This is a genomic window from Methylocystis sp. (genome assembly GCF_051061285.1).
Lineage (GTDB): Bacteria > Pseudomonadota > Alphaproteobacteria > Rhizobiales > Beijerinckiaceae > Methylocystis.
On record NZ_JBPFEA010000045.1, the window covers coordinates 14000 to 31571 of the forward strand.

A 17572-nucleotide genomic window follows, 5' to 3' on the forward strand; every position below is an offset into this window, starting at 1 on the left:
GGTCAACTCAGTATTTGTAACTGAGACTCGCGGACACGGACCTTGGCTCGCCATGGAACAGCGCGCCGTTGGAGGTGAAGTTCGGACGGTTTGTCAGATTGGTCGCGTTGACTTCGAGTTTCAGTCGATCGCTCAAGCTGTATGCGAGCGACGCGCCGAGCATTTGCTGGGGTGCGAGCACAAAGCCGTAAGTGTTGGGCAGCGTCGCCTGGACGCGGCTGGCGTAGTAGTAGCTCACACCGAGTTCGAGACCCTTCAGATCGCCGGAATCGAATGTGTAATTCGCGGATACGTTGTAGACGCGGCGCGGCGCGCCCAGAAGATCGCTGCCCTTCTGCGACGGGGTGTTGGAATCCTTCGACACCACGGCATGCAGGAAGGTGGCGGCGCCGCTGACTTTCAGATTGGGCAGGATTTCGCCGCCAATGTTGACCTCGACGCCGTGACTGTGCTGCTGACCGGTGACGAGAGAATAGAAACCGGACGGGTTCGCCGGGTTGGGGATGGCGACATTATCGCGCGTGATGTCGAAGAGCCCAAGTTCGAACGTCATTTTCCGATCGAGAAATTCGCGCCTCAAGCCGATCTCATATTGCGTGTCCTGTTGCGGCGGCGGGGCCTCGCCTCCTTGAATCCTGATGCCAGTGTTGGGAATGAGTGACTGACCGAAGGCGGCGAAAATCTGCGTATCGTCGAACGGTCGAAACAAAATGCCGGCGCGGGGGGAGAAATAGCCCCTGATGCCTTTGCTCAACCTGGCCGTGGGTTCGCCCGTCAGCGCCCCAAAGGGATCGAACACGCGCTCGCGCTGGGCGAAAAGGTCGTAGCGTCCGCCGATGAGAATGCGCCACTGCGGCGTGACGTCGATCAGATCCTGCGCATAGATCGATTGGCTCCAGGCGCGCGCTATGCCCTTGGCCCAGAAGGCGCCGGCATAATTGATCGCCGGTGGATAGACCGGAAAAAAGATGCCGAGAGGCGCCAGCATTTCGCGCGCGATATGGTGCGAATAGTCCGTGAAGAAATCCCAATGCTCCAGGCCCAGGAATACGCCGTGCGAGAGAAAGCCGGTGTCGAAGCGTCCATTCAGCCGCAATTGCGCGTCGAAGCTGCGATTGACGACGCGGGGAGTCCGCACAGGCTGACCGAAAGTGACCGAGCGAAAGCCGTCGTAGCCCCAGCCGGTGAACCAGCCGTATCGCGTGACGTAAAGGTAATAGTCCGCGGCCGCCGTGAGCTTCCAGTCCTCACTGAAAGCATGCTCGTACGTAGCCGTCAGATCGGTGAAGCGGGGAGCCTCATGTTCATTGACGGGAACGCCTGCGTAAAACTCGGGCGGGATATGGAGAAAGAACGGGTCCGCGGGCACGCCATCCCGGTAGACCAGCCGCGCGGCGTTGTGTTCGGCGCGTAGCGTCACTCGGTCGCCATTATCCGCGATGAACGCGAGCATTGGCGCGATGTCGAAGCCGCGCAGCCGCACGAAATTGACGAAGCTCCCTGTCGTCTGGGCGGAGCCGGTCAGACGGAACTGAAGGTTCTTATTCTCGTTCAGCGGCGCATTGGCGTCGAACGTCAGACGACGCACGCCAAAGGAGCCCATGGTCGCGACGGCGTTCGCAAAGGTTTCATCCGTCGGCGCCTTGCGGATGTAATTGGCCGCGCCGCCGTAGCCGCCGAGCGCCTTGCCTAACAGCATGGCGCTCGGGCCTTTGAAGAACTCGACGTGATCGACGGTCGAGAGGTCCACGTCCTGCGCGGGGAAGCCATGCGAGGCCCCGTCGAAGAGCGTCAGCCCGCTGGGAAAGCCGCGCATGACGAAACCCGGCGAATAGCCGGAGTTTGCGGCCGGCGCGTTGACGAAGACGCCGCTCTGGTCGCGGCCCAGCGTTTGCGCGCGCGACGCCTCTGCTAGCGGCTCGACCTTCGTTTCTTTTTCGGCCTGTCGCGTCTTCTTGTCGTTGCGTTTCGTCTCCGCCACCTCGGCTCTCGCGGAGGAAGCGCCGAGGAAGATCGCCGAGCAGGCGATCAACACGCGACTCAAATCTATAAGGTCGCGAGGCCGAATCTCCATTTCTTCCTCGCTCGCCGTGTTATTCGGCGGGACGCGCGCTCGAGATATCGGCCTCCGTCGTCCTGCGCGCCGCCTGCGCGAGGAAATGCGCGCGCCGCGCCCGCCGCTTCTTCCACCAAATGTAGACGCCGGTGATGGAGAGCATGGTGATGACGAGGCCGAGGACGCAGACGAAGATGCGGTAGGGCATACCGAACAGATTGGCCGTGTGGAGTTCGATGAGCCAGGTGGTGATCGTATTGCCGGTGTGAAGGCCGGTCGGCAGTTCCAGGTTCCGCAATTCCCCGGACCAGGCGTCGAACCAGACTGAAGTCTGGCCATATTTGTCGCCGATGTCGCGCGACGAGCGCACGCGATATTCGTAGAGGCCCTTGTCGCGAACGATATAGAGCGCGAGCGGCCGCTCGACCGTGAAGCCGTGTTCGCGCGCCTGTTCGCCCATGAGTCTAACCGCGTTGGCCTGCGCGTCCTCCCAGCCGATCGGCTCGCGGTCCTTGGGCTGTTCCTTCTCGTTCGGCCGCGCCCAGACGGACTGCTCGTAATCAAAAATGAGCTGTGTCGCCCGCGTGTAGAAACCGGGCAGGGTGAACAGCACGCTCGACCAGGCGAAGACCAGCAGCAACGCCCACAGCCACAGGCCGCCGGCGCGATGCAGATCGAAATTGACGCGATAGAACGAGCCTCGAATCTTCACGAGCCAGGCCGGTTTCCAGCGTGCAAAATAGCTCCGCCCATTCGTTCGGCTGGAAAGCGGCAACGTCAGATAGAATGCAACGAAGCAATCGATGGTCCAGATCAATGCAACGATCCCGAGAATCCAGTCGCCGACGCCGCTCATCGCCAGATACATATGCAGGCTGTATACGAAGGGCATTACGTCGTTCAATGAATGCGGCAAGCCGCCCCATGTCGCGCGACCAAGCTCCTTGCCCGAGATCGGATCGAGATGGATGAAACCGAAGTCGAGCGGCGGTGCGCCGGGGCGCGCCTCCATGCCGATCTGCGCGCTGCCGGGGTAGCCGAGATAGACGGTATTGGTTCGCGCTTGAGGAACCAGCGCCTCGGCGCGCCGCGCCAGCGCCGCCGCGTCGAGTTCGACCCCGGCGCGCGGGGTCGGATAGAGGTCGGGCGTCAGCCAATGGTTCAGTTCGCCCCAAAAGGCGAGCAGGCTGCCAGTCAGGCCGACAAGGATGAGGAACCCCGCCATAACGAGGCCCGCCCAGCGATGCAGCCAAACCCAGAGAGCTCGGGTCATTTTTGTTGCTCCTCAGCGGCACGGCAAGAGGATGTTCGCGCCCATACCCACGCGGCACGGGTCATGGCTCAAAACTCCACCCTGATCGTTCCCGTCGCGGTGAAGGGCTTGGCGGCGAACAATTGTTGCGGCGGGCCGTTACCGTTGAAGAAAGTGTCTGCGCCGGTGAAATATTGCGCGTTGTTGATGTTGTGCAGATTGAGCTGCGCCGTCATCTTGTGCCCTTCGAACAGCGTCGTGTAGCTGGCGAAGCCGTCGAGCCGCGCCCAGCCGGGGAGCAGGAAGGTGTTCTGGATATTGCCCCAGGCGCGCGTCGAGGCCGTTACGCCGCCGCCGACGCGCCAGCCGAGGCCATTGTCGCCAAAATCGTAAGTGAGAAAAACCTTGCCCGAATGGCGCGGCACATTGTCGAGGTGGTTGAGGAACAATCCGCTCGCTTCGCCAAAGACCGCAGGGTCCAGGGTGCCAAAGGGGTTCAGGCGATTGACTGGATTATCGGAGATCACCTTGGCGTCGATATACGCGTAATTGCCGACGAGGCTCAGCCGCTCGGTCACGCGGCCGATCACGTCGAGTTCGATGCCCCGGCTGCGTTGCAGGCCAGCCAGTTTGACAGCGAGCGGCGACGAAAAATCTCGCGTTGGAACGCCCGATTTGGTGATCTGGAAGAAAGCGAGATTGGCGGTGAGGCCCGGCAGCGGCTCGGCTTTCAGTCCGACTTCCCACTGCTTGCCGCGTTGCGGACCCAAGCCTTCTCCGTTTGCGTCGACGCCATAGTTGATACCGAAAGATTGTGAGTAACTGCCGTAAACGCTCAACTCCGGCAAGAGATCGTAAACGAGGCCGGCGCGCGGGCTCCAGCTTGTATTGACGCGCGTGCGCGCCCTGAGCCGATTGGCTATCGCCAAATCCTTGCTCGCGCTGTAGTCGCCGCCAAAGGAGAAAACGCTGCCTTGCGTCAAATCCGCTACGTCGTAGCGCGCGCCAAGGAGCAAATGCAGACGCTCGAACCAGGTGACATGATCCTGGATGTAGAACCCCTTCTGTCTGTTGAGAACCGACGAGTGAAATTTGAATCCCGATCCAATTTGTGAGTCGAAATAGGCGAAGGGCGGCACGGTTCCGTAGAACGGATTGTAAATATCGATCGGATAGAGGGCGGCGCCGTTGCCGTAATAATAGTTGTAGTAGCCGTTCAGATAGTCGAGTCCCATCAGGAAATTGTGTTTGCCGCCGAGCGCCGTGAACTTGCCCTCGAGGTCGATATTGGTCGAATAGGCGCGCCCCGTAATAGACTGATATTGGCTGACGCGCTGGAGCGTGCGCCCATCCGTGTCGACGCAAAACAAGGTGACGCAGAGCGGCGTGATGTTGGGCTTCTGGAAATTGGGAGTGTCGGTATAGAGAAAGCGGTTGGTGACTTTCCAATCCTCGTTGAGATTCTGCCGGAATTTGTAGCCGATGTTGTAGCTCTCGATGCGGTCGCGCGGATCGTTGGCCTCCTGGAACGAGCGGCTCAACGGAATCGGCGCGGGGTTCGGGCCAATCGGTGGAATGCCCACGTCGCTTTGCGCCTTCTGGCCGAGATATTGGCCCTCGACGGTGAACTCGGTCCATGTGCTCGGCCGATAGCTCACCACGGGCGCGATCAAATAGCGCTCTCCGCCTCCCGAGAAGCCGCGAAACGAACCATTGTTCTGATAGGCGCCCGAGACGCGGTAGGCGAGACCGGGAATTTGCTCGACTGGCGAAGAAACATCCCATTGCGTGCGATAATGATCGAAGGAGCCGATCTGTTGCTCGATGACGTAACGCGGCCGGTCGAGCGGCTCTTTCGTCACCAGATTGATGAGGCCGCCCGGCTCCGCGCGCCCATAGAGAATGGACGCCGGGCCTTTCAAGACCTCGATGCGCTCCAGATTGGCCGTGTCGAAAGTGCTGGGGTTGCTCTCGCCGGCGGGAATGGCGAGGTTGTTGCGATAGATGTAAAGGCTCTGAAAGCCGCGAATCTTGAAATTGTAGCCTTCCAGCTCGTTGTTGTTGGAGCGCACGCCTGGAACATTTTCCAGAGCTTCCTGGAGGTTCGTGTCGTTCTGATCCTGGATCACCTGCTTGGGAACGACATTCACCGACACCGGCGTCTGCCTGATCGGCACGTCGGTCTTGGTGCCGGTCGAGGCGCTGCGCACCACATAGCCTTCGGCCGGCGTCTTCGGCTCGCTCGGAAAGTTCGACGCGGCGGGCACCGACGTCGACGGCCCCGTGGGCTGTCCTTCGGATCGCGGCGCGGCAGTCGGACGAGCGGACATTGAGCGTCGCGCGGCGCCAACGTCGATGGTGGGCAGCGACTGTTGGGCGTGAGCGATAGTCGAAGAAACGACAAGCGAGAGCGCGCCGGCGGAAACGCCGCGCAACAATATCGAGCGAAACATTTGTAATTCTCCTGGCGCGGCGTTCTGCGCTCGCGTGAACCGAGACGAAGAGATGCGGCCAAGGAGAGCTATCCTCGGGGCCGCGTTCAGTCGGTCAGGAGAAATAAGGAGGCGCTCGCGACGACCACGTGCTCGCCCAGCCAATCGGCGCCGAGATGGAAGCGTCGTCGAACCATCGCGCTATTGTGGCGAGCGCCCTGGACAGCGGGATAATCGCCACGGCGCCTTGCGCCACGTCATGAAACGATGCTCCGTCGAAATCGCGCGCGCCGCACAGGACGCAGCATTGGGAGCGGTCGCGACCCGGTGCCGGCGACTTGTCGTCGCCATGCGCGTCTGCTGCGCAAGTCGCGCCAAGGAAGGAGGTGACGAAGCTCGTTCCGCCATCGCCGCGACCGGAATGCGCAAGAAACGAGCCGATCGCCGCAAGACCCTGTAAAACGACCAATAGAGCCACGACAATCGCGACGAGCGGGCGCGCCGAAAACGCCTGCCGGCGGCTTGCTCCCTTTCGCTCGATCATCATGCCTGCCCCATGTCCAAATTCGCCTTGCCCGGCTGGATCGCCCGATCCGCTCAAGGCGTGTCCCGGCTTGCCGACATAGAGGGAAATGGTCCCGCGAAAGTTACGTGGGGAAGCGCGCATCAAAAATGCGGCGGCTGTGGCAATGGCGCCACAGTCCGGACGATCCCCGTCCTGGTCCAGCTTTCCCGTTCCGCGCGTCCGCCCTTGCCAACGTCTTCCCCTTGGCTATGAAATAGCGGCGCGATGGGATGTTCGGATCGCCGAACGTTGAACGCAGGAACAGCTGGGAGCGGCGCCCATGCGAATTCTGTTGGTCGAGGATCATGTGGAATTGGCGAGCCGGATCGCCAGACGGATCAAGCGCGAGGGCTTTGTCGTCGATCATGTCGAAACGATCGAAGGCGCCGCTTGCGCGATCGACGATTGTCGCTATTCCGTCACCCTGCTGGACCGAAAACTGCCCGACGGCGACGGGCTGTCCCTGGTTTCGCGCATCCGCGAGAAACAACCGGGCAGCCGCATCCTGATGCTGACGGCGCTCGACGCCATCGACAATAGAATCGAGGGCCTGGACGCCGGCGCCGACGATTATCTGACAAAGCCGTTCAACCTCGACGAGATGATGGCGCGCATCCGCGCGCATCTGCGGCGGCCCGGCGGTGATCGGGTGCCGCCGGTGGAAATCGGCGTGCTGTCCTTCGATCTCGACGCGCGGACAGCATCGGTCGCGAACCGTCCCGTCTTGTTCTTGCGTCGCGAGCTGGCGCTGCTCGAAGCGCTCGTCAGGCGCGCCGGCCGCGTGGTGTCGCGGGAGGCGCTTATCTCGGGAATCTATGAGCTCGACGAGGAGATACAGCCGCATTCGTTGACGACGCTCGTGTCGCGCCTGCGCGCACGACTGCTCGAACTGAACGCTGGCGTGGAGATTCACTCGGCGCGCGGCCTCGGATACATGATCGCGAAGACCAAGGCGAGGGCAAAGACGTGACGAGAGCCCCATCGCTTGCGCGCCGCGTCGTCGGCTATCTCGTCGTCGCGCAGCTCTTTGCATTCACGATCGGGTGGATTGTCACGATCGGCCTGGGACTCGCCGACGTTGGGTATTTCAAGACGTCGTTCGATGAGCTGGCCGCGGTCCGTGTAAGCAAACTGGTGATCGCATCGCTGGTTCGCGGCGACGACAGGCTCGTCCATATCGAACCCATCCCCGAATTGCGCGCCGAAGCCCAACGCGCTCCCGGCCTGAAATTCGGCGCCTTCGACACCGCGCGGAACGAGCCTGTTGCGGGCTCGTCCCCGGAACTGGCGGCGGCGCTGGCCGGCGTGATTCAAATCAGCCCGATTCATACGCACTTCGTCCTGCCCGGCGATCCAAGGACGACTTCCCTGGGACTTGTGGAGCCCAGATGGACCCCTTTCGGTCGGCTGCATATAGCGGTTTACCGGCAGAAATTCCGGTGGGACGACATCTTTCACGCAATCCTGGATGAATTGCAGTGGCTGGCCGCGTACCTTATTGCGGCGATCCTCATGTCGGTCGGAGCCGCCTGGTTCGCGGTGCAGCGTGGACTGACGCCCTTGCGCGCCGTCGCCGGCGAGGCCGCGCACATCGATATGAACTCGCTTCATCAGCGCCTTCCGGTCGGCGGCGTCCCCGCCGAAATCACGCCTCTTGTCGATGCGATGAACGGCGCACTGGCGCGGCTCGACGCCAGCGCCATGCGGATGCGCCGTTACACCGCCAACGCCGCGCATGAATTGCGCACGCCGCTGGCGATCATGCGCGCGCGGCTCGAAGATACGGAAGAGCCGACTTTCAAGAGCGATCTGATGCGCGACGCGAGCCAACTCCAGGCCATCGTCGAACAGATGCTCATCGCCGCGCGATTGACCGAACGTCAGGCCGCGCTCGATCAGGAAGTCGATCTTGTAAAGACAATCCGGCAAATCGTTTCCGACTACCTGCCACTCGCGATCGAGTGTGACCGCAAGATCGAGTTCGAGGCGGGGGCCTCGCCGGTTGTCACGCGCGGCAATCAACGCGCGATCGAATGCGTTGTCGCCAATCTCATCGACAACGCTTTACGCGCGGAACCGGAGAGCGGGACAGTGCTGGTCCGGATTGGCGACGACGCCGTGGTCGAAGTAATCGATCATGGCGGAGGCGTCGCGCCATCCGATCGCGAGATGATATTCGAACCCTTCTGGCGCAGGAGCGAAGCGACGCCCGGCACGGGGTTGGGCCTCGCTATCGCGAAGGAGCTGATGGACAAACTTCAGGGGCGTGTCTGGGTCGAAGAGACCCCCGGCGGCGGCGCGACATTCAAGATGTCGTTTCCAAGAGCGAATTCGAATTGACACCACCGCCGTGCGCGCCAGGCTTGGAGCATGGGTTCCATTCTCCGAATCCGTCGCCGTCGCGCGGGAATTCTTTAGACAGGAAGGTCCAGTGTAAAGGACGGCGTATTCCGTCGGGGGGATCGTCGGTAGCGCTCCTCCGCTACCACGCGTCCCCTTGTCCAGACTGAAGACATAGGTGACAGTCTGTTCCTAAGACATGGGTGACTGTTCCTAAGACATGGGTGACAACCTCGGGCCGAAGGGGTTGTCGAGGGGTTGCAAGGTTTTCTGCTCCAGATCGATGAAGCCGAGATCGTAGCTCATGAAGCTGACGAGCCAAATGCCGTCGTCGACTTCCTTGCTTCCGAGGCGCTGACCGGCGAGCACGGACGAGATGTTGACGCGCTTTCGATACATGCAGATGCGCCCGCATGAGGTGACCATCACGTCGCGGTCGTGCAAAGGATAGTCGAGTTCCGGCAGTTTGCCGTCATGGGGCTTGGCGGACGGGCGATAGACGTCGGCCGGGCGCTTCATGTCGAGCGCTTCGTGCGGCCGTTCATCGTTGAACTCCTTGATGATCGCGTCGAAGCGGGCCTGTTGCTGCAAGCTGTTCGTGCCGGGCGACGGGTCGCCTCCTTCTTCAAGGTCAGGTGCATGCGCTCGTGGCGGCCGTTCTGCTGAGGATGGCCGGGCTTGATGCGCTCGATCTCGACGCCCAGGCGCAGCCACCAGACGGAGAGCTTGGAAAGGCCGAAGAGACCGTTGGGGCTGGCGAAGGGAACGCCATTGTCGGCGCGGATGGCGCAGGGGAGGCCGCGCTCGCGGAACAGCCGGCCGAAAGCGGCGATCGCCGGCTCTTCCCTTGTCGATTCCAACGCCTCGCAGAGCAGCAGGAAGCGCGAGGCGTGATCGGTGACGGTGAGCGGATAGCAGTAGCGTCCGGAGCCCAATGCCGAGGAAATTCTCGTGGCGACGGGCGATTTCGACGAAGCTCGCAAAGGAATTCGGTCGTGAGACATGCCCACCCCTTGCTCACCGCAACGCCGCGTTCATTTCCTCCCGAGCAGCTTCGCTTCGCCGCCGGTCGCCGAGATCAGTTCGACCGCTTCCTTGTCGAAGCTCGCAAAAACGCGACCTCCCGCACGCCGGCCCTCGAAGGCGATCACGCCATCGGCGAAATCGCCGCCCTTCTCAAAAACGGCGAGACCGGCTTCCACGGCGGGACGATCGACCACGACGCTCGCGCTTTCGATCAGTCTTCTCAGGGCATCGGCCACTTCCAAAGCATTCCTCTTGTAACCGCGTGTCAGCACCCAGACGAATTCACAAAGCGAAGGCAGCGGCACGGCGACGACTTCCGCGTCAAGCAGCGCCTTGACCGCAATCGCGCCTTGGATCGGATCGTCCATCACGGCGGCTCGGACAAGAATATTTGTGTCCGCAGTAATCTTCACCGCTCACCCGCCCAACCCTTGCGAGCAATCTCATTCAACTCTTCGATCGACAGCTTTGGCGCCCCCGGCTTTTTCAGGCAGCCGACAAACGCTTCTAGCTTGGCCGGCGTCTCAGCCGGCCTCACCTCCACCCGGCCAGGAGAGACGAGCTCCACCGTAATCCTGTCGCCGGGCTTGACGCCGAGCTGGTCCAGCACCTCCTTGCGGAAGGTAACTTGCCCCTTGGAGGTGATTTTCAGCGTGCTTTTCATGATGGCCTCGGGCGGGCGCCCCCTGTGCGACGCCGTCGAGGTGAAAAGTAAGGTATCATTACCTTACTCGCAAGGCCGTCGAGGCGGCCATTCAACGGGATGGTCCACCGGGATTGAACATCTCTGGGGGGCGAAGGTTGGAACGCCCGAAGGCGACCGGCTTGATGTGCTCGCCACACTCATCGACGCCCATGAGAGCGAGCACGATCCGATCGATCCGTCCGATCCAATCGAAGCGATCAAATTTCGAGACGCGCAATGATCCGAACGTTGCGAACCCCTTAGCTTTTCGAAGGGGCCGGCCTTTTTTTGCGCCGCTTTATTTTAAGCTCTCCCCGACGCCCCTGCGGAGCGGCCTCAAAGCCCGGGCTGAGTGACGATGTTCTGGATCTGGCCTGCGAGGCGTTCGGCGATGCAGGCATAGCCGGCGTCGTTCATATGGAGACCGTCAGGCGCGAGCAGAGGCTCGACGCCGCCGTCAGCAGAGGCTTCGAGCGTCTTCATCAGATGGTAGCGGGAAAAGAGGCAGATGTGCTCCTTCTCAGCGACGCGCTCCAATGTCTGGACGAATCGCTCGTAGCGGGCGGGGTCCACGACCTTCTTGATGAATTGCGGATCGACGAGCAGCACGTCGCTCTTATGCCGCTCGATCGACAAGATGCCGCGTTCGACTACGGCTTCGAATTTGGGCTCCGAGACCGATGCGTTCAGCGCGTCATTCGTCCCGACCTGCCAGAGCACGAGATCGGGCTTGATGCGGTCGAGTTCAGCGTTCAGGCGCTCGAGCGTGCGATCCGCCGTTTCGCCGGCTTTCCCTGCGTTGATGACCTCAACATTCGCTCCAGGAAATCTTTGCTCGAGCGCGAGCTCGAGTCGCGCGGGATAGGCGGCCGCCGGCGAAGAAGCGCCGATGCCTTGCGTCGATGACGAGCCGATCGCCAGCACATGCACGGGCATTTTCGCCCGCAAACGCGCGGCGGTGCGTCTCAGAGCGCCTCTCGTCGGCATGCGAACTGGAGCGGCCGCGCAACGACTGCGAGGAATCAGTTCGACCGCGAGGCCGGGCCACGACGCTATGCAAGCGAAGCCGGTCAGCGCGTGAAGGAAAGCTCTTCGGCCTGGACGAAGTGCGCTGGCGCAGCGGTCGCCGCCAGAGGCGTTGTGCGATATCTGCATTCCAAGAAACTCGCGAGTTTGTGGAGGGTCCAGAGTCCGGCAAGGACAAAGACCACGTCGAAAAACGGAGAGGTCAGCGCCGTGGCTTTCAAAATTTGTCCGATCACGCTCAGGAGACTGCCGGCGCTGAATATCGCGAGGCTATGTCTCCCCAGAAGCGATGTGGCCGCGAAAACGGGCGTCGTTTTAAGCCATCTTGTGAGGCCCGAACAATAAAGAACATAGGCGAGGGCAAGAAAGGCGACAATTCTGATGACGCCAAGCTCCGTCTTGCCCCGGTCCAGATGGGCGACCGCGACATCGGCGATCTCGGGAATAAGCCCGATGAAATTGCTCACGATAAGCGCGGCGCCAAGAGTAAACGTCAAGGCGAAGCGATAGGCTCCGGCGTGCACGGGAAACGCGCCGTCCCGTATGACCAGACCGGCGAAAACTCCTAGAGCAAACATCAATTGCCAGGTCATGGGGTTAAAGAACCAGACGCCCGGCTCCGGCCAGGAGGGCAGGTTGGCGCCGGTAAAGCGGGCGACCGCGTAGATGCCGGCGGACACAAGCAACATTCGCCAGCGATTACGCAGCCCGACAAGGAAGAGCAGAGGGGCGAAGAGCAGGAGCGCGACGTAGAGGGGGAGAATATTGAAATAGCCGATCTGATGCCCGAGCGTCGCGATGCCAACTAAGCCCCGCAGCGGATCAAGGAACGGCGCGGACCGCCCATGTTCGGCGAGGAATTGCTCTTGGCCGGTCAGAAGGGTCGCGGCGCCAAAGAGCGCGAGCGCGAGAACGGTGAGGCCAAGATGGGCTGCGTAAAGCCGCACGGCGCGCGACAGCAGAGGCGCGGAGGCCGTCCATTTCGGGGCTGTGTTGAAGCGGCGACCGTAGGCGAGCGCGACGGACAGACCGGACAGGAAGACGAAGGCCTCGGCCGCGTCAGAAAAGCCGTAGTTGCGGGGCGTCAGGTAGCCGAGAATATTGCCTGGTATATGGTTGACGAAAATCGCCGCCAATACGGCGCCCCGCCAGAAATCGATTGATTCGATTCGTTTTCCCGGCACGATCTTCTCCCTGCACGAGCACAACCCGTTTATCATAGTAAACCCTATTGGGAAGCCGACGGGAGCTGCAGCACGTCATGTAGGCGCCCAATCTTATGCGGACGTGCGCAATTCAGACGCTTGCCATCGGACTTTGCAGCGCCCCGCTACGCACGGCGATCACCGGGATCACACGATGGCTGGTCTCAATCCGATGCATTGCGTTGCGGCCGCATTTGCTCTCAAATCGCAACCCTTACGCATCACATTGGATCGCACGCATGTTGACGGTTTTCTGCGCTCCCGCGAGATATGTTCAGGGCCGCGACGCGACGATGTCGCTCGCATCGGAGCTTTCGCGGCTCGGCATTGCGGGAAAAGCGCTGATCATCGCGAGTCCGACCGCGCGCAAGGCGTTGGAGCCGGTTTGGCGCGAGACGTTCCCAACCGCCGGACTCGACTATGCGATTCTGGATTTCGGCGGGGAATGTTCGTTTGCGGAGATTGCCCGGGGCAAGGAAGAGGCGCGCCGGGTCTCGGCCGCGTCGATCGTCGGCGCCGGCGGCGGCAAGACGTTGGACGCCGCCCGCGCCGTCGCCGCGGAACTTGAGCTTCCCGTCGCCTGCTGTCCAACGACGGCGTCGAGCGACGCGCCCTGCAGCGCGCTTTCGGTCGTCTACAGCGAGGACGGGGTGTTCGAGAAATGCCTCTTTTACCGGCGCAACCCCGATCTCGTGCTTGTCGACAGCGCGGTCATCGCGCGCGCGCCGGTGCGCCTGCTGATCTCGGGCATGGGCGATGCGCTCGCCACTTTTTTCGAAGCGGACGCCACGATCCGCGCGCATCGCAACAACGTCGCGGGGGGCCTGAGCACGATCGCCGCGGCCGCGATTGCCGAGCTCTGCTACAGAACGCTGCTCAACGACGGGATAGCCGCCGTCGCCGCGGCGCGGGCAGGGTCGATCACGCCGGCGCTGGAACGCATCATCGAAGCGAACACGCTTCTCTCCGGCCTTGGGTTCGAGTCGGGCGGCCTTGCGGTGGCGCATTCGGTCCACAATGGGCTGACGGCCGCGCCGGAAACGCATGATCGGCTGCATGGCGAAAAGGTCGCCTTCGGCACGCTGGCGCAGCTCGTTCTGGAAGGACGGCCGCGTTCGACGGTCGATGAAGCAATGGGATTTTGTCTCTCGGTCGGCTTGCCTGTGACGCTTGCCGAACTCGGGCTCGAAAATCTATCGCGCGAGACCGCGCGGGCGATCGCCGAGCGCGCCGTCGCCGTCGGCGAGAGCGCGCATAATGAACCCTTTGAGGTGACCGCCGCGACTCTCATGGACGCGATTTACGCCGCCGACTCCATGGGCGTCGCCTTCAAGGCGCGCGCTTCATAGCAGGCAGGCTCGAGCCCGCGCCTATTCCGTCAAGGAAGATAGAATGGCGTCGGCGGCGCGAAGGGCGAGCGCGGCGACGGTGAGCGTCGGGTTGGCGGTTCCGCCGGTCGGGAACACGGTCGCGCCGACCAGAAAAAGATTGCGGTGCGCATGGGCGCGCAGGTTCTTGTCGACGACGGACGTCGCCGGGTCATCGCCCATGCGCGCCGTGCCCATGATATGGCCTGCGGCTTGGGCGTCGTCCTTGTGCCAAAACGCCTCCACGCCGATCTTCGCAAACATGTCTTCATGCAAATGTTTGGCGTTGCCGAGCGCGCGTTCGGTGTAGCGGTCGAGTTGAAAGAAGATCGCTGGGCGCGGCAGACCGGTCTTTTCGATTTGCGCCCGATCCAGCGTCACCCTGTTGCTTGCCAAAGGGAGTTGCTCCGTCAATGCGGCCACGCGAATGTGCCGCGACGTCTGGTCCTTAAGCGCCGCATCGAGCGCTTTTCCGCGCAGGCCGCCGAGCGCCAGTTCGCGCGCGGTCGATTCAGGCGCTCCCGTCGGCCAATTCCACCCTTCATTGCCGAATTCGAATCGCAAAGCCGAATTTGCGCCGCGGTCTTTCAGATCTCGATAATTCTCGATCCCCGATGTCGCTCCAGGTCCCCGATAAGGCCAGACGGGTTGGCGCGCGAGCGCCCAGCTGAGCTGAATCGGATGATCCATCAGATTTCGCCCGAGCTGATCCGAGCGATTGGCGACGCCGCCAGGAAAGGACTCGGAGGCCGAGGCCAGCAGGAGTCGCGGCGTCTCGACGCCGTTGCCGGCGACGCAGACGGCGCGCGCGAACACGCGTCCGGTCGAGCCATCCGATCGTATGAACCTGACCGCTTCGACGCGCCCGTCCGGGCGGCATTCGATGAAATTGGCGCAGGTCTCCGTCAGCAGCCTCGCGCCGAGAGATTGGGCGCGCGCGACGTGAATGGTCGCGTCATATTTCGCTTGGATCGGACAGATGGGAATGCAGCTGGCGCTGCCATGGCAGGCCGGACGGTCGCCGGACGGCTTCGAGAGGCGCGCCTGCGGAGTCGGACGGACCTTATAGTCGGACGCCTGCAACGCGTTGCGCCATGCGCGATCGAGGAAGCTCTGTGCGATCGGCGGAAAGGGATAGGGCGCGGAGCGCGGGGAACCAAGATCGTCGTCATTGTCTCCGGCGACTTCGAGTTCCTGCTCCGCCGCGCAATACCATGGCTCGAGATCGGCGTAGGAGATCGGCCAGTCGACGCCGAGGCCGAAGCGCGATTTAAGCCGGAAATCGTCGGGAACCAGGCGAATCGCGGTTCCGAGCCAGTGCCATGTCGTGCCGCCGACCTGGCGCAAATAGGTCGAACTGAACGGGTGAGGCCCTTTCTGCGCGTAGAACGCAAAGGGCTTGTCAGACTCGGGGTGCGGCGCGAACGCGGCCTGCTCATAGGCCGACTCGGGAGTCTTTGCGGAAGCGCTCTGGAATCGTCTCACCGAGGCGGCGCGGTCGACGCGCGGCCCGGCCTCCAAAATAATGACTGTCGCGCCTTTGCGCGCGACGCGAGAGGCGACCAATGCGCCGGCGACGCCGGAGCCTATGACCACTACGTCGGCGTGAAGATCCATATGGAACGCCTCACTCCTTGGTCGGTGCAAGCGCCCAACTCGCGGCTTCGCCGGGAACGCCGCCTGGCCGTGCAAATCCCATCGCGTCCCACATCAGCGCGCCCGTGTAATCGACGCAAATCACGCGTCCAGAGTCGACGGTTTGACCGGAGTACCAGTCGGCCACAATTTGGCGCGCATGGCGCTCCGAGTCTTCTTTGTTCAGACGGCCTGCGTCAGCAAGGAAGCGGCGATCGGGTCCAAGACTCTGCAGATAAATCCGAGCGGAATCGACTGAAAGGCTCGGGCGTCCAGTAAGCTCGGCGCTTAGGCGGAGAAAGTTTTCGAGATCGGAGGTCTCTGCGAGAACCCTCCGATCTGCAATGCAGGGCGTGAGCGCGCCGAGCGCGCAGCCGATCAGAAGCTTCCGACGCGAGACGTCACGATTCTTTGCGCGCATGGCGTTCTCGTTTTTCGAAGGGCCAGCTCTTCAGCGTTCCAGTAAGATCTTCTTGTCGAAGGCTTCGATCGCCTCCTGCGACAGGGCGGACGTCAATAAGTCGTCGAGAACAGACGGCGGCGTCGTGATGTCGCGACTATATCTCAGTCCAACTTCGACGGTCTGTCGATCGGGAAAGCTCGCAAGCAGCAAGGTCCGTTCGGCGCTCTTGACGATCGCGGCGACGCTTTCGAGCTGCTTCTCCCAATCTCTTTCATGCCGCATGAGTCTGCCGAGATATACCGCGACTCCATCCGCGCCCGCCTCCATCGCGACATAGGCTTGCGCCGCCGTGAACACCGCCGTCGCCAGGGATGCGCAGCCTATGTCTTTCAGCGCCCGGCAGCACGCGAGGCTCGGCGCCGTCGGCGCAAGTTTGATCCAAAGCTTTTTTTCGCGGGCGGTCTTCAGATCGTCGACATAGCGTGCCGCTTGCCTCAGCGCGTCGTCTGCGCTTCCAACCGCCTGAATCATCAGCTGCCGAATTGCGCCGATCTCAGCGGACATTCCGCAGAGCTTGCGCGCCGCGGCGACGTAATCATCCAACGACAACGCTTCCGCGCCGGCGGCGCGGGCGATCAATGTCGGATTGGTGGTGAATCCCTGCACGCCCGGAAATTTCAGCGCGTCCAGGATAGCATTTTGATCCGCCGTATCGACGAGAAGCATCGCGCCCTCACATCGGAATATTATCTATCTTAACCATACTCGCCGCGGACGTGTTCACGCAGGCTTTTTCCTTGCGCTCAATACGACGCTTTTTGGATTGGCGAGAATTGCGTCCCAGAAGTTTTGTCCGTAACGCTCAATTCCTTCCTTAGACACGGCGAACGGCGTCCATTCGGCGTCAGCAAACCCTGCCTGCGCCAGCGCGTCCTCGTAAGCGCGACGGCTCCACTGGGTGAATTCGATCCAGAATTTTTCTTCGCCGATAAACGTCATCCGCACGCGCAGGCGCATGGGACCTTCCCCGATCTCCTCGAGAAAAAACCCATAAGGAAGCGTATCCTCGCGGCCGTTGATGAAGTCCGGATTGGGCACGACCGCGACCAATCTGCCGTCGGGATTCACATTCGCCGCTACAGACCTGAACATTCGCCCGAGCGTCTGCTCGTCCTCGGCATAATTGAATAGAAAGGCGGCGGTCGCGACGTCGAACGCCCCCCAAACCGCCGTCGCTGCGGCGTCGCCGACTTCGTAGGCGACGCCAAGTGGATTTCGGATCTCTTCATGTCGGGCGACGTCAATCATCGCGGGCGACAGATCCACGCCGAGCACATTCTTTGCGCCAAGTCTTTTGAGAAGCCGGGAATAATGGCCAGCCCCGCATGCGTAGTCGATGGCGCTCGCGCCTGAAAGATCGCCGAGAACGGATTGGACGGTCGGCGTTTCAAGGAAATTCGTATGGTCATCCTTCCGCGCCGCCGAATATTGCCGGCTGATCGTTCGATATTGGTCGCTCATGCGCATGTCCCGGAAAGTCGCTGCTAGGCTTCAAGATTTGGAACTTATTCCTTCAGCTC

16 protein-coding genes and 1 pseudogene are annotated in these 17572 nt (G+C 61.9%); 4 read left to right on the top strand and 13 right to left on the bottom strand.

The window, feature by feature from the left end; translation table 11 throughout:
* Window positions 1-7: 7 nt before the first annotated feature.
* The 4 genes from ACR65T_RS15500 to ACR65T_RS15515 form a co-directional block, all read right to left on the bottom strand.
* On the bottom strand, window positions 8-2074 hold the full coding sequence (locus tag ACR65T_RS15500; RefSeq protein ID WP_434497335.1) for a TonB-dependent siderophore receptor: 2067 nt from the start codon (window positions 2072-2074) through the stop codon (window positions 8-10).
* 19 nt (window positions 2075-2093) lie between these two features.
* Entirely contained in the window at window positions 2094-3329 is a 1236-nt protein-coding gene (locus tag ACR65T_RS15505) for a PepSY-associated TM helix domain-containing protein (RefSeq protein ID WP_434497336.1), read from the bottom strand.
* A gap of 68 nt (window positions 3330-3397) precedes the next feature.
* Complete coding sequence (locus tag ACR65T_RS15510) at window positions 3398-5761, bottom strand: TonB-dependent siderophore receptor (RefSeq protein WP_434497337.1); 2364 nt, start codon at window positions 5759-5761, stop codon at window positions 3398-3400.
* Window positions 5762-5855: 94 nt separating this feature from the next.
* A complete protein-coding gene (locus tag ACR65T_RS15515) occupies window positions 5856-6407 on the bottom strand; it encodes a hypothetical protein (protein ID WP_434497338.1) in 552 nt (183 codons plus the stop codon).
* Window positions 6408-6585: 178 nt separating this feature from the next.
* Between ACR65T_RS15515 and ACR65T_RS15520 the strand changes: the two genes are divergently transcribed.
* Entirely contained in the window at window positions 6586-7275 is a 690-nt protein-coding gene (locus tag ACR65T_RS15520) for a response regulator transcription factor (RefSeq protein WP_434497339.1), read from the top strand.
* Window positions 7272-8645: a sensor histidine kinase gene (locus tag ACR65T_RS15525; RefSeq protein ID WP_434497340.1), complete on the top strand. Its 1374-nt coding sequence runs from the start codon at window positions 7272-7274 to the stop codon at window positions 8643-8645. Before ACR65T_RS15520 ends, ACR65T_RS15525 begins: the two co-directional genes overlap by 4 nt.
* A gap of 213 nt (window positions 8646-8858) precedes the next feature.
* Here the strand turns inward: ACR65T_RS15525 and ACR65T_RS15530 are convergent.
* The 3 genes and pseudogenes from ACR65T_RS15530 to ACR65T_RS15540 all read right to left on the bottom strand — a co-directional run.
* A pseudogene (locus tag ACR65T_RS15530) lies at window positions 8859-9580 on the bottom strand (integrase core domain-containing protein); the annotation flags it as partial.
* A gap of 99 nt (window positions 9581-9679) precedes the next feature.
* Complete coding sequence (locus ACR65T_RS15535; RefSeq protein ID WP_434497341.1) at window positions 9680-10084, bottom strand: type II toxin-antitoxin system VapC family toxin; 405 nt, start codon at window positions 10082-10084, stop codon at window positions 9680-9682.
* Window positions 10081-10335: an AbrB/MazE/SpoVT family DNA-binding domain-containing protein gene (locus ACR65T_RS15540; RefSeq protein WP_434497342.1), complete on the bottom strand. Its 255-nt coding sequence runs from the start codon at window positions 10333-10335 to the stop codon at window positions 10081-10083. Before ACR65T_RS15540 ends, ACR65T_RS15535 begins: the two co-directional genes overlap by 4 nt.
* Between ACR65T_RS15540 and ACR65T_RS15545 the strand changes: the two genes are divergently transcribed.
* On the top strand, window positions 10334-10597 hold the full coding sequence (locus ACR65T_RS15545) for a hypothetical protein (protein WP_434497343.1): 264 nt from the start codon (window positions 10334-10336) through the stop codon (window positions 10595-10597). The genes ACR65T_RS15540 and ACR65T_RS15545 overlap by 2 nt on opposite strands.
* 95 nt (window positions 10598-10692) lie before the next feature.
* Here ACR65T_RS15545 and ACR65T_RS15550 read toward each other — a convergent pair whose 3' ends face one another.
* Together ACR65T_RS15550 and ACR65T_RS15555 are read right to left on the bottom strand one after the other, a co-directional pair.
* Window positions 10693-11343, bottom strand: a complete 651-nt coding sequence (locus tag ACR65T_RS15550) for an SGNH/GDSL hydrolase family protein (protein ID WP_434497344.1) — start codon at window positions 11341-11343, stop codon at window positions 10693-10695.
* An 83-nt stretch (window positions 11344-11426) separates the two neighbouring features.
* Window positions 11427-12566: an OpgC family protein gene (locus ACR65T_RS15555; RefSeq protein ID WP_434497345.1), complete on the bottom strand. Its 1140-nt coding sequence runs from the start codon at window positions 12564-12566 to the stop codon at window positions 11427-11429.
* Window positions 12567-12826: 260 nt separating this feature from the next.
* On the opposite strand from ACR65T_RS15555, the gene ACR65T_RS15560 reads away from it, so the two are divergent.
* On the top strand, window positions 12827-13936 hold the full coding sequence (locus ACR65T_RS15560; protein WP_434497346.1) for a glycerol dehydrogenase: 1110 nt from the start codon (window positions 12827-12829) through the stop codon (window positions 13934-13936).
* A 21-nt stretch (window positions 13937-13957) separates the two neighbouring features.
* Here the strand turns inward: ACR65T_RS15560 and ACR65T_RS15565 are convergent, their stop codons facing one another.
* From ACR65T_RS15565 to ACR65T_RS15580, 4 genes are read right to left on the bottom strand one after another with little or no spacing between them, the layout of a single operon-like run.
* Window positions 13958-15571 (bottom strand): FAD-dependent oxidoreductase, encoded by a 1614-nt coding sequence (locus ACR65T_RS15565; protein ID WP_434497347.1) that lies wholly within the window; start codon window positions 15569-15571, stop codon window positions 13958-13960.
* A gap of 10 nt (window positions 15572-15581) precedes the next feature.
* Complete coding sequence (locus ACR65T_RS15570) at window positions 15582-16010, bottom strand: hypothetical protein (RefSeq protein WP_434497348.1); 429 nt, start codon at window positions 16008-16010, stop codon at window positions 15582-15584.
* 30 nt (window positions 16011-16040) lie between these two features.
* Complete coding sequence (locus tag ACR65T_RS15575) at window positions 16041-16718, bottom strand: transaldolase family protein (protein WP_434497349.1); 678 nt, start codon at window positions 16716-16718, stop codon at window positions 16041-16043.
* Between the two features lie 54 nt (window positions 16719-16772).
* Window positions 16773-17513, bottom strand: coding sequence for a class I SAM-dependent methyltransferase (locus ACR65T_RS15580; protein ID WP_434497350.1), 741 nt, complete (start codon window positions 17511-17513; stop codon window positions 16773-16775).
* Window positions 17514-17572: the final 59 nt, after the last annotated feature.

Bases quoted from the DNA above. Each gene is read 5' to 3' on its own strand.
- ACR65T_RS15580 (WP_434497350.1), bottom strand. From the start codon at position 17,513: ATGAGCGACCAATATCGAACGATCAGCCGGCAATATTCGGCGGCGCGG.
- ACR65T_RS15500 (WP_434497335.1), bottom strand. From the start codon at position 2,074: ATGGAGATTCGGCCTCGCGACCTTATAGATTTGAGTCGCGTGTTGATC.
- ACR65T_RS15560 (WP_434497346.1), top strand. From the start codon at position 12,827: ATGTTGACGGTTTTCTGCGCTCCCGCGAGATATGTTCAGGGCCGCGAC.
- ACR65T_RS15505 (WP_434497336.1), bottom strand. From the start codon at position 3,329: ATGACCCGAGCTCTCTGGGTTTGGCTGCATCGCTGGGCGGGCCTCGTT.
- ACR65T_RS15575 (WP_434497349.1), bottom strand. From the start codon at position 16,718: ATGCTTCTCGTCGATACGGCGGATCAAAATGCTATCCTGGACGCGCTG.
- ACR65T_RS15510 (WP_434497337.1), bottom strand. From the start codon at position 5,761: ATGTTTCGCTCGATATTGTTGCGCGGCGTTTCCGCCGGCGCGCTCTCG.
- ACR65T_RS15545 (WP_434497343.1), top strand. From the start codon at position 10,334: ATGATGGCCTCGGGCGGGCGCCCCCTGTGCGACGCCGTCGAGGTGAAA.
- ACR65T_RS15515 (WP_434497338.1), bottom strand. From the start codon at position 6,407: ATGCGCGCTTCCCCACGTAACTTTCGCGGGACCATTTCCCTCTATGTC.
- ACR65T_RS15550 (WP_434497344.1), bottom strand. From the start codon at position 11,343: ATGCCGACGAGAGGCGCTCTGAGACGCACCGCCGCGCGTTTGCGGGCG.
- ACR65T_RS15565 (WP_434497347.1), bottom strand. From the start codon at position 15,571: ATGGATCTTCACGCCGACGTAGTGGTCATAGGCTCCGGCGTCGCCGGC.
- ACR65T_RS15570 (WP_434497348.1), bottom strand. From the start codon at position 16,010: ATGCGCGCAAAGAATCGTGACGTCTCGCGTCGGAAGCTTCTGATCGGC.
- ACR65T_RS15520 (WP_434497339.1), top strand. From the start codon at position 6,586: ATGCGAATTCTGTTGGTCGAGGATCATGTGGAATTGGCGAGCCGGATC.
- ACR65T_RS15540 (WP_434497342.1), bottom strand. From the start codon at position 10,335: ATGAAAAGCACGCTGAAAATCACCTCCAAGGGGCAAGTTACCTTCCGC.